A 26,423-nucleotide genomic window follows, 5' to 3' on the forward strand; every position below is an offset into this window, starting at 1 on the left:
TGTTCCCGACCATCTTCAGCATGGCGCTGCACCGCCTCGGCCCCCTGACCGGCCAGGGTTCGGGCGTGCTGTGCATGGCCATCGTCGGCGGCGCGCTGGTGCCGTTCCTGCAGGGCGCGCTGGCCGATACGCTGGGCCTGCAGCCCTCGTTCCTGGTGCCGGCGGCCTGCTATGGCTTCATCCTGTATTTCGGCCTGAAGTACGCGAACCTGTATCGCGGCGACGCCGCCTGAGCATCGCCTTTCCCGTTCCTGTTGGCCCTTTGCCCGGCGTGCGCGCAAGCGCCGCCGGGTTTTTTCCTGCCGATTTTTAGTGTAAGATGCCGCATCCCATCGGGGAGTAGCCTGCTTCCGTCCCCCACGGAAGTTCCCGCATCAACATACTCGTCGGCCAGCGGCCGGCGTGGTGCGGGCGCCGTTTCGGTTGGCAAGACCGCTGGTATGCCTGCGCGCTTGTCGGGCCGCGCCGGCATGCCTTCGTCTGCGCCCGGCCAATAACGATAAAGAGTCCCCATGAATTTCCTCGCCACGGCCGCCCTGGCCTTCGCCATGTCCACCGATGCGTTCGCCGTCGCCATCGGCAAGGGCGCCGCGCTGCAGCGGCCCCACCTCAAGGAAGCCCTGCGCACGGGCCTGATCTTCGGCACGATCGAGGGCATCACGCCGCTCATCGGCTGGGCCCTGGGCCAGGCCGCCGCGCCCTACCTCGAGGCCTGGGACCACTGGATCGCCTTCGCGCTGCTGGGGTTCCTCGGGCTGCGCATGCTGCGCGAGGGCTGGATGGGCGAGGACGTGGAGGACGAGGACAAGCCCCAGCGCCACGGCTTCTGGCTGCTGGCGCTGACGGGATTCGCCACCAGCATCGACGCGATGGCGGTCGGCGTCGGCCTGGCCTTCATGGATGCCGACATCCTCGGCACGGCCGGCGCGATCGGTTTCTGCACCTTCATGATGGTGACGATCGGCGTGATGCTGGGACGCGCGCTGGGCCGGGTGGTCGGCAAGCGCGCCGAGCTGGCGGGCGGGGTGGTGCTGATCGCGATCGGATCGACGATCCTGTACCAGCACCTGGCGGCGGGCTGACGGCCCGCCCGCGGCTGCTAGCCCTTCGCCGCGCAGTACTGCCGCACGTACTGCCCGTGCGGCGGCAGCTTGGCCACCGTGCGCGCGATCGACTGGCGGAACGACTCCAGGAAGTCGCGCAACTCGTCGTCGCCCATCAGGTCGGCCGTGCGGTGGTGCTGCTCGGGGTGGATGCCCTGGCCCATCATCACCTGGACCCAGGAATTCTCGACGAAGAGTTCGTTGGCGAAGCGGAAGACCTGGCCGGTCTCGCGGAACAGCGCGATGCGGTGGCGCAGCGCTTCCGGCACCTCCATCGCGGCCGCGTCGGCCCAGTACGGCGTGTCGCGGCGGTCGGTGACCTTGTAGTGGGCGATGATGAAGTCGCGGATCTGGCGCACGTCGGCCTCGGTCTGGCGGTTGAACTCGTCGACGTGGGCCTGCCTGACGCCGTCCGTCGGGAAGGTCTGCAGCAGGCGCACCAGGCTGCGCTGGATCAGGTGGATGCTGGTCGACTCGATCGGCTCCAGGAAGCCGCTGGCCAGGCCCAGGCCGATGCAGTTGCCGACCCAGACCTGCTTGCGCTGGCCCGGCGTGAAGCGGATCACGCGCGGTTCGGTCAGTACCTTGCCCTCGATATTGGCCAATAGCGCGGCGCGCGCCGTGTCGTCGTCGACGTAGCGGCTGGAGAACACCATGCCGTTGCCGACGCGGTTCTGCAGCGGGATGCGCCACTGCCAGCCCCAGTCGTGGGCGATCGAGCGCGTGTACGGCACGGCCGGGCCCACCGACTCGGTCTGCACGGCGATCGCGCTGTCGTTGAACAGCCATTGCGACCAGTCCTCGTATTCCACGCCCAGCGCCTGGCCCAGCAGCAGCGAGCGAAAGCCCGTGCAGTCGATGAACAGGTCGGCCTCGAGGCGCGAGCCGGAATCCAGCTGCAGCGCCGCGATGCGGCCGCCGCCCGCGTCCAGCTCGACCTTGTCGATCCTGGCCTCGATGCGCTCGACACCGAAATGCTCCGAGAAGCGCCGCAGGTAGCGCGCGTAGCGGGTCGCGTCCAGGTGGTAGGCGTAGTTCAGGCCGTCGTTCGACAGGTGGCCGAAGCGGTGCTCGCGCGCCGCTACCAGTTCCAGGCAGTAGTCGCCGTAGTCGCCGGCCAGGCCGCGCTCGACGCCCTTGTGCCAGAAATGCTGGAAGCCGGCGGTCCAGTGGTCGGTGCCGGTCATGCCGAACGAGTGGATGTAGTCCTTGCCGCGCTCGCGCCAGCTCTCGAAGCTGATGCCCAGCTTGAAGGTGGCGTTGGTGGCGGCCATGAACTCCTGCTCGCCGATGTCGAGCAGGCGGTGGAAGTGCACCAGGCTCGGGATCGTCGCCTCGCCGACGCCGACGGTGCCGATCTCGTCGGATTCCACCAGCTTGATGTCGAGGACCTTGCCCAGCGTGCGCGACAGCGCCGCGGCGGCCATCCAGCCGGCGGTGCCGCCGCCGGCGATCACGATGCGCCGTACCGGCGCCTGGCCGGGCTGCGCGGCCTGTTGGTCCTTGTTCGTCTCCATGTCTTGTCCTTATCGGTTGATGCGTTTCAGGAGCTGGCCGCGCAGGATGCGCGCGCCGTCCTCGTCCAGCGGCGCCAGCGCGTAGCGCGACTGCGGCGGGATATGCGCGAGGCTGCCCTCGTCCGGCTCGAAGATGTAGTGGCGGAAGATGCCGTGCCAGGCGGCGCGCTGCTCGGGCGGCAGTTCGCGCAGCGTCAGCAGCGCCAGCATCAGGGCGTTGGTCGGCGTGTCCATCCAGTCCGGCGCCTGGCGCCACCAGTAGTTCACCAGCACGTTGAAGCTGTCCAGCGCTTCCACATGGTGCCACCACATCGACGGGATGAACAGCGCGTCGCCCGGCCCCATCTCGGCGACCTCGGCGTGCGCGAGCGCCTCGCGAAAGCGCGGGAAGCGCTGCCAGTCCGGCGCGTGGAAGTCGACCATGCTGATCGGCTGGCCGGCCGGGGTGAAGTCGATCGGGCCGACGTACAGGTTGGCCAGCTGGTCGGGCGGGAACAGCGTGAAGCGCCGGCGCCCGGCCGCCACCACGGCCACGTTGTCGGGCGCGTCGTAGTGCGCCGCGATGCGGGTGCGGTTGCCGATCCAGATGCTGGCCAGCGCGTCGCGCCCGCCCAGGTCGATGTCGTTGGCGGCGCGCAGGCCGGGCAGGGCGGTGTCGATGGTGGTCGAGCCGACGTAGATCGCGCCGGGGCGTTCCTGGTCCGACTGGACCGCCAGCTCGTCGAGCACCGCGTCCAGGCGCGCCTTCACCGAGCGGTAGTTGAAGCCGTCGACCTGCTCGTTGTAGAAGAAGCGTCCGCCGATGTCGGGGTGGCCCAGCATCGCCAGCACGGTGGCGTCGCGGTAGAAGCCGCGCAGGTAGGCGCTGGCGGCGGCGCCGGACGTGCGCGCCGCCTGCACCAGCGGCCAGCGGTCGGCCAGGCCGCGCACGACGTAGGGCCGGGTCGCGCGCAGCAGCTCGTCCGGCAGGACGCCGTCGACCACCGCGACTTCGCGCACGCGCTTATCGACGGGCAGCATGGTTGCGCCGCTCGATCAGGCCGCGGAACTGCGACAGCGAAGCCATCTGCATGTAGATCGGCTGCAGGTAGCCGTGGCGCTGCAGGCGTTCCAGCTTCTCGCCCGGCAGTTCGCGCAGGCGCTCCTCGTTGATCGTGTGGAAGCCGACCAGGCGGTGCTGCGAGCCGTCGTCCAGCTCGACGTCCAGCACGAACGATTCCAGCAGGTCGAGTTCGCGCAGCGCGGCGACGAAGCCGCGCGTGGCCTCGATGCCCTCGTGGATGGCGCGCAGTACCGAGGTGATGCGCTCCAGGTATTCGCTGGTGCCGCCATAGGTCAGGAACACCGGCTCCCCCTCGATCCCGCCCTGGCGGATGCGCGGGCTGTCCATGTCGACGTGGACCTGCAGTTCGTCGCCGCCGCGGCCGATCAGGAACGGCTGGCGCTCGATCGACAGCGGGATCGCGTGCGCGTCCCAGCCGTCGGGGCCGAGGAACAGGTTCTCGCCGGCCTCGAAGCCGAACAGCGCGCAGGGCGTGTAGTCGCCGTCGTCGGTGCGCGAGAACACGATCGGGTAGGTGCCCTGCAGCTCGCGGAATTCGGCCGGGAAGGTCAGGGCCGACATGACGGCGTCGCCGTACTGCGCGCCGCGCGCGGTGACGATGCGCAGGTGCTTGTGCTCGACGTTGTTGAGGATTGCGTGGTTGGCCATGGTGTCTCTATCGTTGTCGTTGTGTGATGATGGAAGGTCGCCTCAGCCGCGCGGCAGCCCGTGCCGCCGGATGTGTTCCAGCAGTTCGCGGTTCGACGGCAGCAGCTGGCGCATGCGCGCGCCCAGCCGGGCGGACTCGCGGAAGTGGCGCTCGGCCTCGCCCGGCAGGTCCGACGCGCGCGCCGGGGCTTCGAGCCGGAAGCCCATGCCGTACAGGATGTACTGGTAGCTGGCCGAGGGGAACACTTCCTCGATGCGGTGGAAGTCGCGGTGCGACGGCGCGCGCGTGCGCCACAGCGCCAGCAGCTCGCGCAGGCGCGCCGGGACGGTGTCCGGCCGGCGGTTGTCGTCCCAGTAGGCGCCGCTGCGCCGCGACAGCACGTAGTGCAGCTTGAGGAAGTCGATCACGCGCTCCCAGCGGTAGGCGAAGGCGTCGTTGAAGCGGCGCGCGACGACGTCCATCGCGGCGCGCGTCGCCGGCATGTCGTCGGCCAGCCAGGCGGCCGACAGCTCGATCATCGCCAGCGCCGACGCCTCCAGCGGCTCGATGAAGCCGGCCGACAGGCCGATCGCCACGCAGTTGCGCTCCCAGAAGCGCGCGCGGTAGCCCGGCTCGAAGGCCAGGCGGCGCGCCGGCGGCGGGTCGGCCAGGCCGCCGGTGCGCGCCACGTAGGCGCGCAGCGCCGCCTCGGCCTGCTCGTCCGACACGTGGGCGCTGGAATACACGTGGCCGATGCCGCGCCGGGTGGGCAGGCCGATGTCCCAGATCCAGCCGGCCTCCTGGGCGGTGGAGGTGGTCTGCGACGCGATGGGGCTGTCCGGCTGCGCGTACGGCACCTGCAGGGCCAGCGCGCGGTCGTTGAACAGCACGTGCCGTTGCGGCAGCAGCGGCACGCCCAGGTGGCGGCCCAGCAGCAGCGAGGCCATGCCGGTGCAGTCGACGAACAGGTCGCCCTCGACCAGCCCGTGCTCGCGCGTGCGCAGGGCGGCGATGTCGCCGGCATGCGCGCCGTCGCGCCGCGTGACCACCTCGTCGACGTGGGCCAGCAGGTGGCGCACGCCGAGCCGGTCGACGCAGTGGCGCTGCAGGAACAGGCCGAACTTGCCGGCATCCAGGTGGTAGCCGTAGTTGGCCACCGCCGCGAACTCCGGCGTCTGCGGCTGCTTCGGCGCGCGGCCGTCGAGGCACAGTTGCGACTGGTAGTTGACCAGGTCGGCGAAGGCGATGCCGCCGGACCGGTGGCTGCGCTCCCAGGCGGCGGCCAGGTTGGCGTCGCCGTGGCCCTGGGGCAGGGAAAAGGGGTGGAAATAGCGGTCGCCGGCGCTGCCGTCGACCCAGTGGTCGAAGCGCGAGCCCTGCTTGAACGCCGCGTCGCACTCGCGCAGGAAGTCGGATTCCGACACGCCGATGCGGCGCAGGGTATCGCGCATCGACGGCCAGGTGCCCTCGCCGACGCCGATCGGCGCCACGCCGGGCGACTCGACCAGGGTGATGCGCAGGCGGTGCTCGGCCGCCAGCACGCCGGCGACCAGCCAGCCGGCGGACCCGCCGCCGACCACGACGATGTGTCCGATGGTATTACTCATTGCCTTCCTCTTGATTCTGGACGAGTCTACTCCAAAAAGCTGTTCTCGGAACAACTTTTTGCTCGATGAAATCGATCCCGCCAGCAAAATGTTGCGCCGGCCCCCAACGCAGTCGCCCCGGCGCCGGCCGGGGCCCGATACGGCACGCGTCGTGGGGATGCGTGCGGATCGGACCCCGGCCTGCGCCGGGGCGACGTGAGGAGTTGCGGTGACCCGTTTAGAACTTGTAGCGCGCGCCGATCATATAGCGCGGGCCGGACTGGGTCACGTACAGCGCCTGTTCCTTGCGGCGGCCATGCACGCGGCTGGTCTCGTCGGTCAGGTTGATCGCTTCGAACTGCAGCGACAGCTTGTCGGTGACGTTGTAGCCGACGCTCAGGTCGAGCTGGCCGTACGCCTCCACGTACTGCGGGTTCGGACCGGCGCTGTCGAAGGTCGACGCGAGGAACTCGTCACGCCAGTTGTAGGCGGCGCGCACGCTCCACTTGTCGTTCTCGTAGATGCCGACCAGGTTGGCGGAATCCGACAGGCCGACCAGCGCGAACTGTTCGCCCACCGACGCGTTGTCGTACTTCAGGCCCGAGTGCACCAGCGTGTAGTTGGCCGACACGCCGAAGCCGGAATTGCCGAACATGTGCTGGAGGTTGAATTCCAGGCCCTTCAGGTCCGCCTTCTTCTGGTTCGAGAACGAGGTGATGCGGAAGTTCGCGATCGGATCGCCCGGCTGGCCGGTGATGGTGCCGGTGGCGTTGCCGACGCCGTCGTCCGGGCCACGCACCACGCCCGGCGCGGTCGGGTGGTTGCGGAAGATGTAGTTGCGGATGCAGGTGGTGTCCGCATTGCCGCAGCCGTTTGCCAGGGCTTCCTTCCACAGCGCGCCGCCGACCGGGGTGTGCAGGTTGAACGGGGTCTCGATGACCTGCGACTGGCCGGCGTAGTTCTCCAGGTCCTTCTTGAAGGCGTTGACCGAGAAGAAGCTCTGCTTGGCGTAGTACCATTCCCAGGACAGGTCGAAGTTCTTCGACTTGACGGGCTTGAGCGCCGGGTTGCCCTGCGAACCGGTGCCGCCTTCGACGCGCGCCAGGTTGTCCAGGATCTGGCCGCCGGCGATCTGGTCGTAGCGCGGACGGCCGATGGTCTCGCCGTAGCTCGCGCGCACCTTCATGTCGGAGCGGATGTCCATGTCCCAGTCGATGCTCGGCAGGAGGTTGTGGTACTTGCCGCCCAGCGTGGTGAAGGCGGGCGCGCCCTTGTTCACCGTGAACTCGTTCTGCGAACCCCAGCTGATCGACGTGGCGATCGGCACCAGCGCGGTCGAGACCACGTCGGTCTTCTCGTAGCGCACGCCGATCGCGGTGTGCATCGGCAGCGCGGTATCCCAGTCGGTGTTGAACTGCAGGTACAGGTGCTTCGACTTTTCCTGCGTGCGCTGGTCGGTGTCGAAGGTGGTCTTGGCGCGGTACAGGTCCGGCAGGCCCGAGGCGGTGGCGGCCGCCTGGCGCACCTCGTCGAAGTTGAACGTGTAGAAGTTGTTGAACAGGTTCGGGTTGCCGCTGCCGCTGATCTGGTCGAAGTACTGGCGCACGGTCTCCGGGTGCCACAGGCTGCTCGGGTAGTCCGAGGCCTTGGTCGCGCCGCCCCAGGTGTCGCGCTGGTTGTTCGACAGCGCCGAGCGGTTGTCGACCTTGACCGCGCCCAGGCCGAAGTTCAGGCTCGACGACTCGAGCATGCGCAGGCGGCCCTTGACCTGGGCCTGCTCGACTTCGCCGCGCATGTAGCCGTTCTGGAAGTTCGAGCCGGTCACCTGCTGCGGCGACCTGACATAGTCGGCGCCCTTGATCGACAGGACCGGGAAGTCCTGCGAGAAGTCGGCCGAGGTGTCGCCGCGGCTGAAGCTGGCCGTGCCCAGCGTATTGAAGGAACCCAGCGGGCTGTCGGCCATCGATTCGGCGGTCGAGTGGTGCGCGTCGAATTCCAGCTTCAGGTCGGCCGTGGCGCGCCACTGGCTGTTGAAGCCGATCGACTTGTTCTGGGTCTTGGTGGCGAAATTGCCGGCGCCCATGGCGATGTCGGCGTTGCCGTCCAGGAGTTCGGTATAGATCAGCGGCGCGGCGACCGGGCCGTTGGTCCAGGTCGAGGTCGACGGGCCGAAGTTGAACCAGGCCGAGACGTCGTTGCGACGGGTCTGCAGCTTGTTCTCGGAATAGGTGTAGTCCAGGGTGTTGACGAATTCCTTGGTCGGCGCCCACTGCAGGGTCAGCTGGCCGTTGGTGCGCTGGCGCTTGACGCCGGTGAAGCTGTAGTTCAGGTTCTGCGGCACCTGGTAGACGTCGTTGGCGCCCGGGCGGTTGACGGCGCCGGTCTGGGGGATGGTGCCCCAGTCGGTCGAGTCGCCGCGGTACGGGCCCTTCCAGCCGCTCGACACCGAGGCCTGGTTGTAGCCCAGGTTGCGTTCCTGGTAGCTGGCGCTGATGCCGATGCCGAACTTGCCGTCCTTCGACGTGGTGCTGTAGATGCCAGAGAATTCCGGGGTGGTCGAGCTGCTGGCCTTGTCGTCGCCCGGCAGGTTGTTGTTCGACGTGTCGTGCACGGCCTTGATGCCGATGCTCGAATAGGTGCCCAGCTTGTCCAGCGGACGGCCGGTGACCACGTTGACGGTGGCGCCGATGCCGCCGGTCGGGGTCTCGGCGCGGCTGGTCTTGTAGACCTGCAGCTGCGAGATCGCTTCCGACGCCAGGTTCGAGAAGTCGAAGGCGCGGCCGTTCAGGTCGCCCAGGTTCGACGTCGGCATCTGGCGGCCGTTCAGCAGCACCATGTTGAAGTCGGGACCGACGCCGCGCACGGTGATCTTCTGGCCTTCGCCGTTCTGGCGGTCGATCGAGACGCCGGAGATGCGCTGCAGCGATTCGGCCAGGTTGGTGTCCGGGAACTTGCCGATGTCCTCGGCGACGATGCCGTCGACGATGCCGTCCGAATTGCGCTTGAGGTTCAGCGACGACGCCAGCGACTGGCGGATGCCGCTGACGACCACTTGCTGCACGCCGGCCGGCGCGTCGGCGGCGGGACTCGTCGTGCTCGACTGGTCCTGCGCGTGCGCGGGCAACATAAACGCCGCGCAGGCGCTGGCGACGGCCAGGCTGATGAGTTTGGGGTTCGACTTGGGTTGATGCATTGGGGTCTCCTGTGTTTTTCTCGTCTCGAGTCTCTCGTCCACCGCGCCGGGGCCGGTACTGCCGGCGGCCACGAACTCCTGTCCGGAACCGGCGTGCGGGGCACGCGCACCGGCGGGGCGGCGCGCGTGCCGTCCCGCCGGTGTCTCCACTTGCGAGGCCGGCCTCACCGTCCGCCGTCCTGTCGCCGCTTCGCGCTGCGCGCTTGGCGTGGAAACGTTTCCATAAGAATCGTTTGAATCTTATGTTCACGAAAATCAATTGTCAACTGAATACTGTGGCTTTCGCGCCGCATGTTCCGTATTGGTGCGAAAAGCGCGGGGTGGATGCAACACCATGTGGCACCGCCGGGCGGCGCAAGACGCCGTGTTCCCTATGATGCGGCGCAGCAGCACGCGCTGTCGGCCAAGGCGACGGCCAGGTTGGCGGCGCCCGCACGCCCCGTTGTCGTGCGTTTGACATGGTAAAAATCCGGGTGCTATATTTTGGAAATAACATGGGAACGTTTCCAATCACGCTCCCGACAACCACCGAGACAACCGACGCGGGAGGCGAAGCGCCATGGTCCATCGTGTATTCCTGGCCGCCGCCCTGTGGTGGGCGGCCGCCGGCGTGGCCCAGGCCGCGCCGGCCGGCGGCGGCGCGCCGTTCCGCTGGCCGGACGGCGTGCGCGCCGCCGTCAGCCTGTCCTACGACGACGCGCTGGATTCCCAGCTCGACCACGCGATCCCCGCGCTCGACCGCGCGGGACTGAAGGGCAGCTTCTATTTGCAGCTGTCGAATCCCGCGGTCAAGGCGCGCATGGCCGCGTGGCGCGCCGCCGCCGCGCGCGGCCACGAACTGGGCAACCATTCGCTGTTCCACCAGTGCTCGGGCAAGGCGCCGGGCCACGGCTGGGTGCAGCCGGAGCGCGACCTCGACACCACCGGCGCCGGGCAGATGCGCGACCAGGTGGTGCTGGCCAATACCATGCTGGCCGCCATCGACGGCCACGACGAACGCGCGCGCACGTACACGGTGCCGTGCGGCGACCGCCTGGCCGCCGGCGTCGACTACCTGCCGCTGGTGGCCGGCGAGTTCGTCGGCATCAAGGTCGGCGGCGGCGACGGCGTGGTGCCGTCGATGGCGGTGCTCGATCCGCTGGCCGTGCCCGTGCTGGCGCCGGAAGGCCTGAGCGGGAAGGCGCTGATCGCCATCGTCGAGCGCGCCGGCCGCGCGGGCACCATGGTCAACTTCACCTTCCACGGCGTCGGCGGCGACTACATCGTCACGTCGGACGCCGCGCACCGCGAGCTTGTCGACTGGCTGGCCGCGCACCGCCGCGAATACTGGACCGCCACCTTCCGCGACCTGATGGGCTATGTGCGCCGGCAGCAGGCGGGAGCGGCGCCATCTTCCCCACCCACCGAAAGCACGCCATGAAGATCATCGATGCGGTCGCGGCCCTGGCCGTCGCCGTCGCCGTCGCCTGCGCCATCCCTGTCCCCGTCCGCGCCGCCGACGTCCCGCAACCGCCCGGCTGGGCGCTGGACTGGCACGACGAGTTCGACGGCCCCTTGCTCGACCGCGCCAAGTGGGTCCCCGAGACCGGCGGGCACGGCTGGGGCAACCACGAGCGCCAGTACTATACCGACCGTCCCGCCAACGTCCGCGTGGACGGCGGCATGCTGGTGATCGAGGCGCGCCGCGAGGACTACCGCGGCAGCCGCTATACCTCGGCGCGGATCAAGACGGCCGGCCTGGTCGAGCGCACCCATGGCCGCTACGAGGCGCGCATCAGGATCCCGCGCGGGCAGGGCATCTGGCCGGCGTTCTGGCTGCTCGGCACCGATCCCGGCAAGGTCGGCTGGCCGCGCCTGGGCGAGATCGACATCATGGAGAACATCGGCAAGGAGCCGGACACCGTGCACGGCACCGTGCACGGTCCCGGCTACTCGGGCGCCGGGGCGTTCGGCCGGCCCCAGAAGCTGGAGGCGGGCGCCTACGCCGACGACTTCCACGTCTACGCCGTCGAATGGGAGCCGGGCGAGATCCGCTGGTACCGCGACGGCATCCTGTACCACACGGCGCGCCCCGACACCGTGCCGGGCGACTGGGTGTTCGAGCACCCGTTCTTCGTGATCCTGAACCTGGCCGTCGGCGGCGACTGGCCGGGCGACCCGGACGCCACCACCGTCCTGCCGCAGCGCATGCTGGTCGACTACGTGCGGGTGTACCGGCGCGCGCCCTGACGCGCCGATCCTTCCTTGCGCCGCGGGCTTCGCAGCGCCGCTCGTCCGTGGCATGATGCCGGCTCGTGGCGTCCCGTGGTGGTGGCGCCGGTCGATTCCAGGGAGGCGGGCATGAGGATGGTGCGATTGGCGGTGGCGGGTCTGGTGGCGGCGCAACTGGCGGCGTGCACGCCGCCGCTGCGGCCGGCGCGTGCGCTGAACGACGCCGAGATCCAGCGCGTGATGCGGCGCGAGCAGGTGCAGGGCCTGGCCATCGCCACGGTGGACAACGGCAAGGTGGTCCAGGTGCGCGCCTTCGGCACCCGCAATGCCGCCCTCGGCCTGCCGCTGACGCCCGATACCGTCATGTACGGCGCGTCGCTGACCAAGGCGGCCTTCAGCTACATGCTGCTGACGATGGCCGACGAGGGCCTGCTCGACATCGACGCCCCGCTGGACCGGCTGCTGCCGCAACTGCCGGGCTACCGCGACAAGCCGTTCGACTTTTCCGACCTGGCCGACGACCCGCGCTGGCGCCGCATCACCCCGCGCATGCTGATGATGCACGGCGGGGGCTTCGCCAACTTCCGCTGGCTGGAGCCGGACGGCCGCCTGCGCATCCATTTCGAGCCCGGCAGCCGTTACGCCTACTCGGGCGAGGGCTTCTACATCCTGCAGGCCATCGTCGAGCGCGGGCTCGGGCGCGACATCGGGGTCGAGATGCAGCGCCGCGTGTTCGACCGCTTCGGCATGACGCACACCAGCATGACCTGGCGTCCCGATTTCGCCGACAACGCCGCCGAGGGCTATGCGTTCGACGGTTCGGTGCAGCCGCACGACCGGCGCCTGCGCCCGCGCGCCGCCGGCTCGATGGACACGACCATCGCCGACCAGGCGCGCATGTGGGCGGGCATCGTGCGCGGCGACGGACTGCGCCCGGACACGCGCGCCGCCTTCGCCACGGCGGCGCTGCCGATCGAGTCGGCGCACCAGTTCCCCACGCTGGACGGGGGCGAGGCGGCATGGCCGCAGAAGCTGGGGGCCGGCCTGGGCGTGGTGGTGTTCGAGGACCGCAGCGGCCCCGCCTTCTTCAAGAGCGGCCACGACGACTGGACCGGCAACATGGCGATCTGCCTGGAAGCGGGCCAGCGCTGCGTGGTCATGCTGTCGAACGACGTGCGCGCCGAGAAGCTGTTCCCGGAACTGGCGCGGCTGGCGCTGGGCGAAACCGACATGCCGTGGGGCTGGAACTACGACTGGTACCAGGAACGCTGAGCGCCGGAGATGGCTTGGCGCAAATGGGTGTTGCTCCAGCGCACATCGTGACAAACCGTGTATTTTGCGCGCCCGGCCTTCTGTTACGCTGGGTCTTCTGCGACTTTCCGAGGACGAGGTTCCCGATGATGATGGCACAACCCACCACGCTGCGCGACGCGATCGCCAACCTGTCCGCCATGCCGGACGACGCCACGCTGTTCGTCGAGCGCATCGGCGGCGCCTTCCTGCCGTCCTCGCCGGCGAGCGCCGTCGTGCTGAGCGACGAGGAGCTGGAACTGCCGCTGGCGGCCATCGCGGCGGCGCGTGCCGGCGGCAAGGACTACTTCCTCGAGTCCTTCGTCATCGCGGAACTGCTGGAAGCCTGCGTGCAGCGCGCGCACGGCGACGGCCCGGCGCTCGACGAGTTCGTGGCGCGCGTCATCGACTACGCCGAGCACGATGCCTGACACGGCGGCGCGCCTGCGCCGCTCCCTGCTGGCGGGCGCCGCGGGCGCCTGCCTGAGCGGCTGCTATGCCGTGAACGACGCCCGGTTTTCCGCCCACGTGCAAGCGCTGGTGGCGGCGGGCATGCCGTTCGCGGCGGCCGTCCGGCGCCTGGAGGACGACGGCTTCGCCTGCGACCCGCGCGGCGGCACCAATGTGCACAGCTGCGCGCGCACGCGGCGCAGCCTGCTGTCGTACGCCTGCGTCGAGCGCGTCGACCTGGTGCCGGCGCATGGCCATGCCTCGGTCGAGCGGGTCGAGGTGGCGCGCATCGTCTGCGCCGGCCCCTGACGACGGCAGGACGGCGGGACGGTCAGCGCGCGGTCTTGAGCATCGACGGGTAGCCGACGTCCTCGGTCGCCTTTTTCAGGTCGGCCACGGTGGCGCGCGCGTCGTCGTACACGATCACGGCTTCGCGCTTCTCGTAGCTCACCTTGACCTTCGACACGCCGGGCACCTTGTTCAGGGCGGCCTTGATCGTGATCGGGCAGGTGGCGCAATCCATGGTCGGCACGTTCAGCGCCACGGTCTGGGACTTGGCGGCGGCCAGCGGCGCGGCGACGCAGGCCAGCGCGGCGGCGGCGATGCCCAGGATGCGGGTGGTAGTCATGGTGGATTCCTCGGGTCAGTAGAACAGCGGGGCGATCAGCGGAAAGCCGAGCAGCAGGGCGGCGAAGAGGGCGCAGGCGACCCACACGCGGCGCATCAGCGGGCGCGTGGTGGCGCAGCTGCCGTCGGCCGCGTTGCAGGCGCGCGCCGGCCGGAACACCAGCCAGCCGGACCAGGCCAGCGCGCCCAGCGCCAGCGCCAGCGCATACGGCGTGACCGGCGCCAGCGCCTGCAGGCCGGCCATCCAGGCCCCGGTGATCCCGACCAGCACCAGCACCAGCGGCAGCACGCAGCAGGTCGAGGCCAGCAGCGTGGCGGCGACGGCGAGCGCCATCAGCCGGCCGAGCTTGCGCTCGGCACGCGGATCGACGGAGGCGGTCGGGACGGTCATGGACGCCTCAGAGCGCGCGCGAGGTGATGACGTACTTGAACGCGTCCGGATTCAGCGCGTCGTACGGCTCGCCGTTGCTCTCGGCCTGCGGATACATCAGGAAACCGACCTGCTTGATCGCGCGCGAATCCTGCAGGCGCACGTCGTGGGCGAAGTTGTAGCCCATCCAGTTGCCTTCCCAGCCGCCGAACAGCGCCTTGCGCACCGGCAGCACGATCGGGTGGTCGGCATCCTTGATCCATTCGCTGGTTTCCTGGCGCATCACCTTGGCCACGTCGGCCGGGTCCATCGCGACCCAGCCGTGGCGCTTCAGGTACACCTCGGCGCGGCAGTGCTGGGCGCCCTGCAGGGCGGCCGGCTTGCCGCCCAGTTCCTTGTACGGGAAGGCGCTGGGCGCCACGCGGATGCCGTAGACGTCGCGCGCCGGCAGGCCGACGGCGCGGCACAGGCCCACGAACAGGCCGTTCAGGTCGGCGCACTTGCCGCTCAGGTTGGCCGTTTCCAGCATCGTCTTGATGTCGCCGATGCCGCAGCCCTTCACCTTCGGCTCGCGGAACGTGTTCAGCACGATCCAGTCGTAGATGCGCTGGGCCTTGTCCTCGTCGGTGCGGGCGCCGGCGACGATCTGGTTGGCGGTCTTGAGCACGATGCCGTCGAGCGGCATCAGGTCGGTCGGGCGCAGCCACAGGGCCAGGTCTTCCTTCGTCAGGTCGGCCGGGGCGGCGCGCTTCCAGTCCTCGGCGCGGTCGCGGGTCTGGATGCGCGACACGACTTCCAGCGCCGGCACGACGCCGGCGTCGAACTGCGCCACCAGGTACTTGGCGCCGTAACGCGCGTCGGTCGCCACCTTCATCGACTTCGCATTGCCCGACCAGTTGTTCGACAGCGTGCGCTGCCATTCGGTGTCGATCGACGGCAGCGGCACCCACACGGTGGAGGCGCCCGTGGGGTTCTGCAGGTTCACCTTGGTGACCACCTCGTAGCCCTTCCAGTCGCCCGGGTGCGGCGCGAACGGGCGCGCCTGGTCCTGGGCCAGCACGGTGCGCGGCAGCGCGCCGGCGAGCAGGGCGCCGCCGGCGGCCTTGAGCAGGGAGCGGCGCAGGATGGTCGTTTTGGTGTCTTGCATGTCAGGTAATCCCTTTGTTATCAGTGTTGGATGGAGGTTTCATGGTCCGCCTTGCCCGCCTCGCTCGGCTCGGCCAGCAGCGCGTCGATGGCCCGGCCCAGCCGGACATCGTCCGGCGGGATCTCGCCCACGGTGCGCCAGCGCGCGCGGCCCTGGCGGTCGACCAGGATCGTCGTCGGCATCACGCCCGGGCTCCACTGCTTGAAGGCGGACCCGTCGCGGTCGCGCAGCACCGGATACGGGATGGGCTGCGCGCCGGTGAAGGCGCGGATGGCCGGCAGGCCTTCCTTGTAGTTGACGCCGACGACGGCCAGGCCCTCCCTGCGGGCCAGCGCGCCCAGCACGGGCAGTTCGGCCACGCAGGGGCCGCACCAGCTGGCCCAGAAGTTCACGACGACGACCTTGCCGCGCAGCTGCGCCAGCGTCCAGGGCTTGCCGTCCAGGTCCGCCAGCGCCAGCGCGGGCGTGGCCTGGGCGGCGGGCCAGGGGCGCAGCACCACGTCCTTCGCCGCGGCCGGCACGGCGGCGCCCACGGCGCCGGCCAGCAGCAGGGCGGCCAGGCGCCGCGAGGGCTTGTTCGGATGCATCGTCGAGTCGCTCGGTATCGAAACCATGAAGGACGTCATGATACCAGAGCGCCCGCCGCCGCGCCGGGGAAGGCACGGGGATCCGCGCCCGCCGGGCGCGCCGTTGTTCCGTATCCACGGGGCGCCGCGCCGGGCGGGCCGCGCGGGGATGCCGGCAGGTGTGACCGACGCGCGTTTGTCGCATTGAACATACGCTTACAAATTGCTACGGCGCAGGGCTTGCCAGCGGCGCGGGCCACCCATAGAGTATGTCGCACATAGCAGGCGCCCATGCGGCGCCGAGGAGCAGCCAACGTGGAATATCCCCGCCCGCAACTGCGCCGCGCCGCCTGGCGCAGCCTGGACGGCCCCTGGCAGGCCATGCTCGACGACGATGCCCGCCACGTCGAGCCGTCCGACGTGCCGTTCGACCGCACCATCATCGTCCCGTATCCGCCAGAGGCGCGCGCCAGCGGCATCCATGACAATGCGTTCCGGCGCCGCGTCTGGTACCGGCGCGTCGTCCAGCTCGATCCCTCCATGACGCCCGGCCAGGACGAGCGCCTGGTGCTGCACTTCGGCGCCGTCAACTACCGCGCCCGGATCTGGATCAACGGCCGCTTCGCCGCCGAGCACAGCGGCGGCCACAGCCCGTTCGAGGTCGACGCCACCCGCTTCCTCGAGGGCTCCTGCCTGGAAGTGGCCGTCCAGGCCGACGACGACCCGCAGGACATGCACAAGGCGCGCGGCAAGATGGACTGGGAACCGGAGCCGCACAAGATCTGGTATCCGCGCACCAGCGGCATCTGGCGCACCGTCTGGATCGAGAAGCTGCCGCGCTCGCACGTGACCCGGCTGCGCTGGACCGCCGACGTCGCCGCCTGGCAGGTGCGGCTCGACGCCGACGTCGCCCACGTGCCCGACGGGGGCATGGCCAACGTCACGCTGCGCCTCGGCGGACGCCTGCTCGTCAACGACCGCTGCCTGCTGACCGGGCCGCGGCTGTCGCGCATCTTCCAGCTGCCCGACCCGGGCATCGACGACGCCCGCGCGCTGTGGATGTGGAGTCCGGAGAGTCCGCAGCTGATCGACGCCGAGATCGAGATCCGCGGCGCCGACGGCACCCCGATCGACAGCGTGCAGAGCTATACGGCGCTGCGCACCGTCGGCGTGCAGGGCGACCGCTTCACGCTCAACAGCCGGCCGTATTTCCTGCGCATGGTGCTCGACCAGGGCTACTGGCCGGACAGCCTGATGGTGGCGTCGAGCGACCAGCTGCGCCAGGACGTCCTGCTGATCAAGCGGCTCGGCTTCAACGGCGTGCGCAAGCACCAGAAGTCGGAAGACCCGCGCTGGCTCTACTGGTGCGACGTGCTGGGCCTGTGCGTCTGGGGCGAGATGCCCTCGGCCTACGGCTTTTCCAGCCAGACCGTGCACGGCGTGCTTGAGGAATGGAAGGAGCTGGTCGAGCGCGACGTCTCGCACCCCTGCATCGTGGCCTGGGTGCCGACCAACGAGTCGTGGGGCGTGCCGGAACTGATGAACGATCCGCGCCAGGTCGACTTCGTGCGCGCGCTGTACCACATGACGCGCGCGCTGGACGGCAGCCGGCCGGTGGTCGGCAACGACGGCTGGGAGATGCCCTGCGGCGACTTCGTCTCGGTGCACGACTATGCGCAGGACCCGAACGTGCTGCTGGAGCGCTACGGCAGCCGCGCCGCCGTCGCCTACACGCTGGAACACGTGCAGCCGGACCGGCGCCGGCTGGTCATCGACGGCTTCTCGGGGCTGGGCAGGCCGCTGTTCCTGTCCGAGTTCGGCGGCATCGCGATGATCCGGGGCGGCGAGGAACCCGGCTGGGGCTACTCGACGGTGCGCACCGGCGCGGCGCTGCTGGAGCGCTACCAGGAGCTGATGGCCGCGATCCACCGCTGCCACCCGCTGTCCGGGTTCTGCTACACCCAGCTGACCGACACCTTCCTCGAGAAGAACGGCCTGCTGACCGAGGCCCGGGTGCCCAAGGCGCCGATCGACGCGCTGGCGAAGGCCACGCGCGGCCCCGACGCCCAGCGCCACGACTGGCACCTCGACCCCCTCGGCCACGCCCAGCGCTGGCTGGAGCGGCGCGGCCCCGATTTCCCGGCCGAGTGGACGCGCGTGGGCGACACGGCGGAAGTGATCAGCTACCCCGGCGAGCGCCAGCCGGCGCCGGGCGACGAAGGGGGGCCGGCGGATCCGTCGCCGACCCCGCCGGCCGCGCCGCCGGCGGGGCCGCCCGGCGTCGAGCGGCGCGGCCGCGGCGCGCTGGGGGGACGGCCGCGGCGCAAGGTGGCGTAGCGCGGCGCGCGGCCAGCCGGCCGCCCCCGTAGCCTCGGCGGCACGGCCGGCGCGGGCGCGCGATCACACCTTGCGCACGCTGCACACGGTGTCGAACCACGACTGCATGCCGACCAGCGGGCCCGGATTGACGGGCAGGATCGCGTTGACGTTGACGCCGTTGCCGCGTCCGCCGTTGCGTTCGTCCCACCACACGCCATTGCGCAGGTCGTCCAGCCGGGGCGCCGCGCCCAGGCCGGCGCGCATGCCGTCCTGGCGAACGCCGGCCAATGCCTTGTCGCGCTCGCCGTTGCGCCCCAGCGCGGCGCGCCCGCCATGCTTCCAGCCCAGCGAGTTCGACACGGCCAGCACCTTCGGGTGGATGCCGTCGGTGACGAACACGCGGATGCGCGCGCGTCCCACGACGGCGTCCGCGCTGCCGTCCGCCGCCTTGAACGCGCGGTCGCCCGCGTCGCCCGAACGGGGTCGGTAGGTGGTCAGCTCGACCAGGTCGCCGGACTTGACGCCGATGCGCGCGGCCGCGCTGGGGTGGATCCACATCGGGTTGTCGTGCACGATCTCGGCGAGGTATTTCTGCGTCGCCGTGCGGCCCTGGGTGTGGACGTTCCACTTGAACGAGGTCAGCACGAAGCGGTCGTCGGCCAGCCGGTCGAGGCCAGGCACCGGGCGGTAGGCGGGCAGGCCGTCGTCGCGCATGCCGGCGGCGGCCGCCACCTGCGCCACTTCGGGGGCGTGGATCTCGAAGCGCCGCGACGGCGTGGCGAAGCCGCGCAGCGCCTCGCCGCGCACCACCAGGCCGATGGCCTTTTCCTTGGCGCCCGGCTTGTCGGCCTTCAGCACGCGGCCGCTGGCGGCATCGATGCGGGCGCCTTCCAGCTGGGCGGCGCCGAGCTTGCGCCGGAACACCTCGTAGGCCTTGGGCTGGCTGGTGTCGACGTGCACGCCGTAGTGGCGCAGGTAGGCGAAGCCGTCGGCGAAGCGGCGCCCGTCCGGCCCCGTGGTCGGCAGCTTCGAGCACTGCACGCGCACGTAGTCCTCGTGGCTGCCGAAGGCGAAGTAGCGGGCCTGCTCCGGTCCCAGGCGGCGGCCGACGTTGAACAGCACGTCGGGGAAGGACACGGCCTCGCCCGGCGGCGGCACCATCGGCTGGCGCAGCATCACGTAGTGCTGCAGCTCGAGGTTGTTGCGGATGTCCATGCCCCAGCGCTCCAGGTAGGTGGCGTCGGGAAGGATCAGGTCCGCGTAGTGGGCCATTTCCGAATACACGATGTCCGAGCAGGCGTGGAACGGCAGCAGCGTCTCGTCGCGCAGCACCTCGACGGCCGTGGTGCGGCCTTCCGGCCAGGTCATCGGGGCGGCGATGGTGTAGCTGAGGTAGACGTCGAGGCGCGCGCGGCCCTGCTTCAGGTAGTCGAACACCACCTGGCCGACCTTCATCTTCTGCCAGCGGTTGGCCAGCGGCCATTCCGGCGGGTCTTCCAGGTCGGTGCGGATCGTCACTTTCGGCGGCTCCGGCTGCGGCACCGGGTAGCGCGACGGCGACAGCTTCTCGTCCAGCCCGTAGCAATAGCCGCCCGGGCGGCCGACGCTGCCGACCAGGGCGTTGAGCATCACCACCGCGCGTTCGGCGTTGAAGCCGTTGTAGTGGGCGCCGGTGCCGCGGTTGCTGAAGGCCGCGGCGGCCGGGCGCGCGGACGCGAACTCGATGGCGATGCGCTCGATGTCCGCCGCCGCCATGCCCGACACGCCCTCGGCCCAGGCCGGCGTGTAGCCGGCCAGCCACGCGCGCAGCTGCGCCTCGCCGGGCTGGACGAAGTCGGCGACGAAGGCGCGGTCGTGCAGGTTCTCGCGCAGGATCACGTGCGCCATCGCCAGCGCGATGGCGCCCTCGGTGCCGGGCATCGGGCGGAACCATTCGTCGCTGCGCCCGGCCGTGTTCGACATGCGCACGTCGAAGGTGACCAGCTTGGCGCCGTGGTCGAAGCGGGCCTTGACGACGCGCTTGGCCAGGTGCAGCCCGCCCTGGTGCGCCTCGAAGAAGTTGGCGCCGAAGTTCAGGAAGTAGCGGCAGCGCTCGGCGTCGATCGATTCCCAGTCGGTCTCGCCCAGGCTCACGTAGTTGGCGGCGCGCTTGTTCGAGGAGCACAGGGCGCGGTGGTTCAGCAGCACCGGCGAGCCGACCGCGTTCAGGAAGCGCGTGACCTCCGACTCGTAGCGCGAGCGGCCCTGGTGGATGCCCACGCGCTCGGGGTGGCCGTCGTCGATGCACCGGCGGATGCGCGCGGCGATGTCGGCATAGGCCTCGTCCCAGGTGATGCGCTTCCACAGGCCTTCCCCGCGCTTGCCGACGCGCTTGAGCGGATACAGCAGGCGTTCCGGGTAGGTGTTGATCGTGGGGCCGCTCTGGCCCTTGGCGCAGGTCATGAAGTTGCCGAGGTTGGGATCGAGCGGATTGCCGCGGATCTTGACGACCTTGCCGTCCTGGACGAAGCCCTCGATGCCGCACACGGTCGAGCAGTTCAGGCAGACGCTCTTGACCATCGTGGCGCGGCGGTAGTCGGGACGCACCTTGCGCGCCTTGCCGTCGGCGTCGACGGCGTAGTTGAGCGGGTCGGGCACCTCGGCCGCGGCGTCGCCCGGGGCCAGCAGGATCGTCTCGCCGACGGCGAGCGTGGCCAGGGCGCCCAGGCCGGACTTGATGAAGCGGCGGCGTTCCATCATGCGCCTCCCTTGGCCTTGCCGACCACGGTGCCGTAGTCGGCGCGCAGTTCGGACCAGGTGTCGATCTCGTAGGTGAACGGGTCGTGGTTGCGGCCCTTCGGGAGCTTGCGCTCGACCGCGCGCGGCACCACCGTGCCGATGCCGCGGTACTGCACGGCCGGACGCGTGCCTTCCTCGGGCTTGAGCACCGCGAGTTCCTTGCCGTGCCGGGCCTGGAAGCGGCGGATCGGGCTGCCCGGATCGTCCAGGTCGCCGAACGCGAACACGTCGGCCGGGCAGGCTTCCACGCAGGCCGGCTGCATGCCCGCTTCCAGGCGATGGCTGCACAGGTCGCACTTGTCGGCCACCTGGGCGACCGGATCGATGTGGATCGCGCCGTAGGGGCAGGCGGCGATGCAGTCGCGCGAACGGTCGCAGCTGTCGACGTCGATGCGCACCACGCCGTCGGCGTCGCGCCGGATCGACTCGGTCGGGCAGGCCTTCAGGCAGGGCGCATCCTCGCACTGCATGCACAGCGTGGGGAGGAAGGCGCGCCGCGGCGCGGTCCTGCCGGCGGCGTCCGGGCCGTGGAAGTCGTGGTAGTAGACCTTGGTGCGGAACATGCCGAGGTAGACGGTGTTCTCGACCTTGCAGGCGACCGAGCAGGCGTGGCAGCCGATGCAGCGCTCGGTGTCGATGGCCAGGCCCCAGCGGGGACCTGTGGCGGGCGTGGTGGGTTGACTCATGGGCGGGGCGGTTGGGGGAAAAGTCGCCAAGGATGCCCGAGCGGGGCGGCGAACGCAAGTCCGTGGTCCGGCCGGTGCGCCGCCGCCGTCCGCGCGGCGTCGCGCCGCCGCCCCCGGCCGCGCGTCAATCCCAGTAGTGCGTCCGTTCCTCCTCGGCCGTGCGGCGGTCGCGCGCGATCATCGCTTCGAGCTCCTCGCGCGCCTGCTTGGTCAGCGACACGAAGGTCTCGCGGTCCTTGTAGTACGGGTAGACGGCCTCCAGGCTCTGCTTGTTGTGGCGGCGGAAGCGGTTGGCCGCCTGGCGCGTGCGGTACGCGCTCTGGCCCAGGCCGTCGGAGAGGACGGTGCGGCCCAGCTTCAGCGCGGCCTCGTAGGTCTCGCGCTCGATCATCGTCACGCCGCGGTCCATCAGCTGGTAGTAGTGGGTGACGTTGCGGGCGCGCGCGAAGATCGGCAGGCCGGGGTGGTCGCGGCGCACCGCGTCGACCAGCGCCAGGCTGTCCTCGATGTCGTCGATCGCCACAACCACGGCGCGCGCCTTGGCGGCGCCGGCGGCGCGCAGCAGGTCGGGGCGGGTGGCGTCGCCGTAGAACACCTTGAAGCCGAAGTGGCGCAGCACCTCGATCTGGTCGGGGTCGTGGTCGAGCACCGTCAGGCGCACGTGGTTGGCGTGCAGGAAGCGGCCGACGATCTGGCCGAAGCGGCCGAAGCCGGCGATGATCACGTGGTCCTCGTTCGGCTCGATGGCGTCGGCTTTCTTCTTGCCGCCCTTGCGTTCGCGCTGGCGCCAGGCCTGGGTGCGGTCGTACAGCATCAGCGCCAGCGGCGTGACGACCATCGACAGCGCCACCACCACGACCAGGATCGAGGCGACGTCCGGCGAGAACACGCGCGCGGTGGCGGCCGCGCCGAACACGACGAAGGCGAATTCGCCGCCCTGCGACAGCAGCAGCGCGAACTGCAGGTGCTGGCCGCGGGCGATGCCGAACCCCCGGCTCAGCGCGTAGAGCAGGGCGATCTTGATGACCTGGAACGCGAGCACCAGGCCGAGGATCAGGCCCGGCTGGGCCAGGAACACGGCGAAGTCGACCGACATGCCGACGGCGATGAAGAACAGGCCGAGCAGCAGGCCCTTGAACGGTTCCAGGTCGGTTTCCAGCGCATGGCGGTATTCCGAGTCGGCCAGCAGCACGCCGGCCATGAAGGCGCCCAGCGCCATCGACACGCCGACCCACTGCATCAGCAGCGAGATGGCGATGACCATCAGCAGCGCGAACGCGGTGAAGATCTCGCGCGCGTCGGTCTTGGCGATGAAGCGCAGCAGGGGGCGCAGCAGGAAACGGCCGGCCACGATCAGGCCGGCCAGCACCACTACTACCTTGAGCACGGCCTGCCAGGCATTGCCGCCGCCGCCCGCTTCCTCCGGAATGCCGAGCAGCGGCACGATCGCGATCATCGGGATCGCCGCGATGTCCTGGAACAGCAGGATCGAGAAGCTGGCCTGGCCGGCCGGCGTGGCCATCAGGTTGCGCTCCTCCATCGAAGCCAGCGCGATGGCGGTGGACGACAGTGACAGGCCCAGGCCGGCGATCAGGCCCACCTTCCAGTCGACGCCCAGCGCCAGCGCGGCGCCGAACAGGCCAGCGGCCACGCCCAGCACCTGCGCGCCGCCCCAGCCGAAGATGGGACGGCGCAGCGCCCACAGGCGACTCGGCTCCAGCTCGAGGCCGATCAGGAACAGCAGCAGCACCACGCCGAATTCGGCGAAGTGCAGCGCATCCTCGACCTCGCTGATCAGCCGGAAACCGTAGGGGCCGATCAGGATGCCGGCCAGCAGGTAGCCCAGCACGGCGCCCAGGCCGAAGCGCTTGGCGAAGGGCACGACCAGGACGGCCGCGCCCAGGTAGATCATGGCGTTGAAGAGCAGGTTGTGTTCCATCCTCATGCCTCCCCGAGGTAGGGCGTGGCGGCGGCCAGCGCCATGCCGGCATACCCCGCCAGGCGCCGGCGGAATTCCGCCGCGTGGGCGTCGATGGCGGCGGCATCGGCGCGCGCGGCGCCGTGCATGACCAGCGGCTCGATCCAGTCCATGCCGCACAGGGCCGCGGTCTGCTCGAATGGCGCCAGGAAGTCGGCGAACGGGCGGCCGTGCAGGCCGCCGGGGCGGTAGGCCTCGGGACCGCTGCCGGTCGTCGTCACCAGCCAGTAGCCCTTGCCGCGCAGCGCGCACTCGCCCTTGCCGTAGGCCCAGCCCGGCTGCAGCACGACCTCCATCCATTCCTTCAGCATCGACGGCATGCCGTACCAGCGGAACGGATGCAGGAACACGACCAGGTGCGCGGCGGCCAGCAGCGCGTGCTCGGTTTCGCCGTCGATGTCGAAGTCGGGATAGAGTTCGTACAGGTCCTGCACGCGCACGCCGGGCACGGCGCGCGCTTCCTCCACGAGGCGGCGGTTGACTGGCGAGCGCTGCGGCGCTGGGTGCGCATAGATCACCAGGATGGAAGGTTCGCTCATTCGATTCTCTCGCATGTTTCTAACGCCCTGCCGGCTTGTCCGGCAGGCAACTTGCACTTATAGCATAGATCGCCGCACGGCGACGGCGGCGAGTTTCTTCGGACCAATGCCACGCCCGACATGTCCTACATGGTCGCCGGGCGCATGCCGATTGCCGCCGTCCGCCATCCCGCTATGATGATTCCATGGAATCACGACAGGAGGATACGATGGCAGACGACAACAAGCAGCAGGGCCGCACCTATGAACAAGTGACGAAGGATGGCGCCAGCTCCGCGGGCACGCTGGGCGCGGGCGGCACCGGCGACGTCGGCCGCATGTCGGGCGAGCGCGCCGCTAATCGCGATGGCCGCGACGGCGGCGGCATCGACACCCCGTCCGACCCGGGCGGCAACCGCCAGTCCGGCCGCACCGACGACCTGCTGTCCGACGGCTCGCAGCGCGACCGCGGCGACGGCTATGTCGGCGGCGAGGCCGGCGAACTGCAGACCGGCATGGGTGGCATCGGCAGCCTGAGCACCGGCAATGCCGGCAGCCGGCAGTCGGCGGACGACGGCGCGCGCAAGCGCGACTGAGGCGGCGGCCGGCCGCAGCGTGTGCGGCCGCGCCGGCGCGACTGGACGATCCTCCAGGGATCGGGGGCGCATCCCGCGGCACCACGGCGGGCGATGCGCGGAGCGGGCGGACGGGCCGGGGACGGCGCGTCCGCCCGCTCTTGCGTGGGGCCGTGGTGCGTCCTTGGCGGGCCGGGTAGCGGGCGGGCAGGGGTTGAGTGGCGGGCCGGTAGCCGGCCGGCGATAGGCCGGCCTTCGGGCCGGACGGCATGGCCTGTCAGGGCCACGCCGCCCCGGCACAGGCTCCGCGGACGACATCGTGCAGATCGGCCGCACCGCCAGCCGTCGCGTCCCGGCCTACGCCGGTACGAAGGCGATACTGCAGGCGCGACGATGGCGCCGTTCCCGCGGTCTTCAAATGTGCAGCGCGTGCCCCAGCGCGCGCAGCGCCGCTTCCTGCACCGCCTCGCCCAGCGTCGGGTGGGCGTGGATGGTGCCGGCCACGTCCTCGAGCTGGGCGCCCATCTCGATCGACTGCACGAACGCCGTCGACAGTTCCGACACGCCCCGTCCCACGGCCTGCCAGCCGACGATGACGTGGTCCGCCTTGCGCGCCACCACGCGCACGAAGCCGTCGGTGCCCTCGATGGTCATGGCGCGGCCGTTGGCGGCGAAGGGGAAGCTGGCGCTGACGACGTCCAGCCCCAGGCGCGCGGCATCCTGCGGCGCGTGGCCGACCACGACGACCTCGGGATCGGTGAAGCAGACGGCCGGAATCGCCGCCGGGACGAAGCGCCGGCGCTTGCCCGCCACGATCTCGGCCACCATCTCGCCCTGGGCCATCGCACGGTGCGCCAGCATCGGCTCGCCCGCCACGTCGCCGATGGCCCAGACGTTGCGCATCGACGTGCGGCACTGGTTGTCGATCCGGACCGCCTTGCCGTGCATGTCGAGCAGCAGGCTTTCCAGGCCATAGCCCTGCGTGTGCGGGCGGCGGCCGACCGCCACCAGCACGCGGTCGGCCGCGATGCCGGTTTCCTCGCCGCCGCCATTGCGCATGCGCACGCCGCCGCCCTCGAGCGGGCCGAGCACGCTGGACTCGAGGTGCACGGCGATGCCCAGGCGCTTCAGGCTCGCCGCGACCGGGCGCGCCAGTTCCTCGTCGTAGGCCGGCAGCACGCGTCCGGCCGCCTCGACCACGGTGACGCGTGCGCCCAGCTTGCGGTAGGCGGTGCCCAGTTCCAGGCCGATGTAGCCGGCGCCGACCACCACCAGGTGCTGCGGGATGGCGGCGGGCGCCAGCGCCTCGGTACTGGAGACGACGGCGCCGCCGAACGGCAGGAACGGCAGTTCGACCGGACGCGAGCCCGTGGCCAGCAGCAGGTGCTCGCAGCCGATGCGCATCGGTTCGCCGCCGTCGGCCGGCGCCACCTCGACCGTCTTGCCGTCGAGGATGCGCGCCATGCCGCGGACGACGCGCACGCCGTTCTTGCGCAGCAGCGCGCCGACGCCGCCGGTGAGCTTGTGCACGATGCCATCCTTCCAGGCCACCGTGCGGGCGATGTCGATCGAGGGCGCGCCGGCGCGGATGCCCAGCACGGAGTCGCCGGCGTGCGAGCAGGCAACGTGGAATGCCTCGGCCGCGTGGATCAGCGCCTTGGACGGGATGCAGCCGATGTTCAGGCAGGTGCCGCCCAGCTGGCCCGCTTCGACCAGCACGGTCGGCACGCCCAGCTGGCCGGCGCGGATGGCGGCCACGTAGCCGCCGGGCCCGCCGCCGAGGATGAGGAGGGTCGTGGAGTCGTTGGTTGCCATCGC

Annotated in this window: 22 protein-coding genes, 1 pseudogene and 1 riboswitch; of the genes and pseudogenes, 9 read left to right on the plus strand and 14 right to left on the minus strand. The window is 70.4% G+C overall.

Annotation, left to right across the window (positions count from 1 at the left end; genetic code table 11):
* Together QZ749_RS14100 and mntP are read left to right on the plus strand one after the other, a co-directional pair.
* A pseudogene (locus QZ749_RS14100) lies at positions 1 to 233 on the plus strand (glucose/galactose MFS transporter); the annotation flags it as partial.
* An 89-nt stretch (positions 234 to 322) separates the two neighbouring features.
* Positions 323 to 501, plus strand: a riboswitch (yybP-ykoY riboswitch).
* Positions 502 to 512: 11 nt separating this feature from the next.
* Positions 513 to 1,082 carry a manganese efflux pump MntP gene (gene mntP, locus QZ749_RS14105; RefSeq protein WP_296948019.1) on the plus strand — a complete coding sequence of 190 codons (570 nt, stop codon included), beginning with the start codon at positions 513 to 515 and terminating at the stop codon, positions 1,080 to 1,082.
* 17 nt (positions 1,083 to 1,099) lie between these two features.
* On the opposite strand, the gene QZ749_RS14110 is transcribed toward mntP, so the two are convergent.
* From QZ749_RS14110 to QZ749_RS14130, 5 genes are all read right to left on the minus strand, one after another.
* A complete protein-coding gene (locus QZ749_RS14110) occupies positions 1,100 to 2,620 on the minus strand; it encodes a tryptophan halogenase family protein (protein WP_296948021.1) in 1,521 nt (506 codons plus the stop codon).
* A 9-nt stretch (positions 2,621 to 2,629) separates the two neighbouring features.
* Positions 2,630 to 3,640 carry a cupin-like domain-containing protein gene (locus QZ749_RS14115; protein WP_296948024.1) on the minus strand — a complete coding sequence of 337 codons (1,011 nt, stop codon included), beginning with the start codon at positions 3,638 to 3,640 and terminating at the stop codon, positions 2,630 to 2,632.
* A complete protein-coding gene (locus tag QZ749_RS14120; protein WP_296948027.1) occupies positions 3,624 to 4,331 on the minus strand; it encodes a SapC family protein in 708 nt (235 codons plus the stop codon). Before QZ749_RS14120 ends, QZ749_RS14115 begins: the two co-directional genes overlap by 17 nt.
* Before the next feature lie 42 nt (positions 4,332 to 4,373).
* Entirely contained in the window at positions 4,374 to 5,918 is a 1,545-nt protein-coding gene (locus QZ749_RS14125; RefSeq protein ID WP_296948029.1) for a tryptophan halogenase family protein, read from the minus strand.
* 217 nt (positions 5,919 to 6,135) lie between these two features.
* A complete protein-coding gene (locus tag QZ749_RS14130; RefSeq protein ID WP_296948031.1) occupies positions 6,136 to 9,090 on the minus strand; it encodes a TonB-dependent receptor in 2,955 nt (984 codons plus the stop codon).
* A 559-nt stretch (positions 9,091 to 9,649) separates the two neighbouring features.
* Between QZ749_RS14130 and QZ749_RS14135 the strand changes: the two genes are divergently transcribed.
* The 5 genes from QZ749_RS14135 to QZ749_RS14155 all read left to right on the plus strand — a co-directional run bounded on the left by QZ749_RS14135 (position 9,650) and on the right by QZ749_RS14155 (position 13,350).
* Complete coding sequence (locus QZ749_RS14135) at positions 9,650 to 10,510, plus strand: polysaccharide deacetylase family protein (protein ID WP_296948033.1); 861 nt, start codon at positions 9,650 to 9,652, stop codon at positions 10,508 to 10,510.
* The gene (locus tag QZ749_RS14140) at positions 10,507 to 11,319 is read left to right on the plus strand and encodes a glycoside hydrolase family 16 protein (RefSeq protein WP_296948035.1); all 813 of its coding nucleotides are present in this window, start codon (positions 10,507 to 10,509) and stop codon (positions 11,317 to 11,319) included. Before QZ749_RS14135 ends, QZ749_RS14140 begins: the two co-directional genes overlap by 4 nt.
* 111 nt (positions 11,320 to 11,430) lie before the next feature.
* Complete coding sequence (locus QZ749_RS14145) at positions 11,431 to 12,573, plus strand: serine hydrolase (RefSeq protein ID WP_296948037.1); 1,143 nt, start codon at positions 11,431 to 11,433, stop codon at positions 12,571 to 12,573.
* A 125-nt stretch (positions 12,574 to 12,698) separates the two neighbouring features.
* Positions 12,699 to 13,022 carry a hypothetical protein gene (locus QZ749_RS14150; RefSeq protein WP_296948038.1) on the plus strand — a complete coding sequence of 108 codons (324 nt, stop codon included), beginning with the start codon at positions 12,699 to 12,701 and terminating at the stop codon, positions 13,020 to 13,022.
* Positions 13,015 to 13,350 carry a hypothetical protein gene (locus QZ749_RS14155; protein ID WP_296948040.1) on the plus strand — a complete coding sequence of 112 codons (336 nt, stop codon included), beginning with the start codon at positions 13,015 to 13,017 and terminating at the stop codon, positions 13,348 to 13,350. The genes QZ749_RS14150 and QZ749_RS14155 overlap by 8 nt, the downstream gene beginning before the upstream one ends.
* Positions 13,351 to 13,372: 22 nt before the next feature.
* Here QZ749_RS14155 and merP read toward each other — a convergent pair whose 3' ends face one another.
* From merP to QZ749_RS14175, 4 genes are read right to left on the minus strand one after another with little or no spacing between them, the layout of a single operon-like run.
* Positions 13,373 to 13,669 carry a mercury resistance system periplasmic binding protein MerP gene (merP, locus tag QZ749_RS14160; protein ID WP_296948042.1) on the minus strand — a complete coding sequence of 99 codons (297 nt, stop codon included), beginning with the start codon at positions 13,667 to 13,669 and terminating at the stop codon, positions 13,373 to 13,375.
* A 15-nt stretch (positions 13,670 to 13,684) separates the two neighbouring features.
* On the minus strand, positions 13,685 to 14,059 hold the full coding sequence (locus QZ749_RS14165) for a mercuric transporter MerT family protein (RefSeq protein ID WP_296948044.1): 375 nt from the start codon (positions 14,057 to 14,059) through the stop codon (positions 13,685 to 13,687).
* 7 nt (positions 14,060 to 14,066) lie between these two features.
* Positions 14,067 to 15,185 (minus strand): transglutaminase family protein, encoded by a 1,119-nt coding sequence (locus tag QZ749_RS14170; RefSeq protein ID WP_296948045.1) that lies wholly within the window; start codon positions 15,183 to 15,185, stop codon positions 14,067 to 14,069.
* Positions 15,186 to 15,205: 20 nt separating this feature from the next.
* Positions 15,206 to 15,799 carry a TlpA disulfide reductase family protein gene (locus QZ749_RS14175; RefSeq protein WP_296948047.1) on the minus strand — a complete coding sequence of 198 codons (594 nt, stop codon included), beginning with the start codon at positions 15,797 to 15,799 and terminating at the stop codon, positions 15,206 to 15,208.
* Positions 15,800 to 16,066: 267 nt separating this feature from the next.
* Here QZ749_RS14175 and QZ749_RS14180 point away from each other — a divergent pair, with 267 nt between their 5' ends.
* Positions 16,067 to 18,088: a glycoside hydrolase family 2 TIM barrel-domain containing protein gene (locus QZ749_RS14180; protein WP_296948049.1), complete on the plus strand. Its 2,022-nt coding sequence runs from the start codon at positions 16,067 to 16,069 to the stop codon at positions 18,086 to 18,088.
* 63 nt (positions 18,089 to 18,151) lie between these two features.
* On the opposite strand, the gene QZ749_RS14185 is transcribed toward QZ749_RS14180, so the two are convergent.
* The 4 genes from QZ749_RS14185 to QZ749_RS14200 all read right to left on the minus strand — a co-directional run bounded on the left by QZ749_RS14185 (position 18,152) and on the right by QZ749_RS14200 (position 24,051).
* Complete coding sequence (locus QZ749_RS14185) at positions 18,152 to 20,809, minus strand: molybdopterin-dependent oxidoreductase (RefSeq protein WP_296948051.1); 2,658 nt, start codon at positions 20,807 to 20,809, stop codon at positions 18,152 to 18,154.
* Complete coding sequence (locus QZ749_RS14190; protein WP_296948055.1) at positions 20,806 to 21,534, minus strand: 4Fe-4S dicluster domain-containing protein; 729 nt, start codon at positions 21,532 to 21,534, stop codon at positions 20,806 to 20,808. The genes QZ749_RS14185 and QZ749_RS14190 overlap by 4 nt, the downstream gene beginning before the upstream one ends.
* 124 nt (positions 21,535 to 21,658) lie before the next feature.
* Entirely contained in the window at positions 21,659 to 23,473 is a 1,815-nt protein-coding gene (kefC, locus tag QZ749_RS14195) for a glutathione-regulated potassium-efflux system protein KefC (protein ID WP_296948057.1), read from the minus strand.
* A 2-nt stretch (positions 23,474 to 23,475) separates the two neighbouring features.
* On the minus strand, positions 23,476 to 24,051 hold the full coding sequence (locus tag QZ749_RS14200; protein ID WP_296948059.1) for an NAD(P)H-dependent oxidoreductase: 576 nt from the start codon (positions 24,049 to 24,051) through the stop codon (positions 23,476 to 23,478).
* Between the two features lie 209 nt (positions 24,052 to 24,260).
* Between QZ749_RS14200 and QZ749_RS14205 the strand changes: the two genes are divergently transcribed.
* Positions 24,261 to 24,626, plus strand: a complete 366-nt coding sequence (locus QZ749_RS14205) for a hypothetical protein (protein WP_296948063.1) — start codon at positions 24,261 to 24,263, stop codon at positions 24,624 to 24,626.
* A gap of 393 nt (positions 24,627 to 25,019) precedes the next feature.
* On the opposite strand, the gene lpdA is transcribed toward QZ749_RS14205, so the two are convergent.
* Positions 25,020 to 26,420 carry a dihydrolipoyl dehydrogenase gene (lpdA, locus tag QZ749_RS14210; RefSeq protein WP_296948065.1) on the minus strand — a complete coding sequence of 467 codons (1,401 nt, stop codon included), beginning with the start codon at positions 26,418 to 26,420 and terminating at the stop codon, positions 25,020 to 25,022.
* Between the last annotated feature and the right edge of the window lie 3 nt (positions 26,421 to 26,423).

This window comes from uncultured Massilia sp., assembly GCF_913773735.1.
Classification (GTDB): Bacteria; Pseudomonadota; Gammaproteobacteria; order Burkholderiales; family Burkholderiaceae_D; genus Telluria.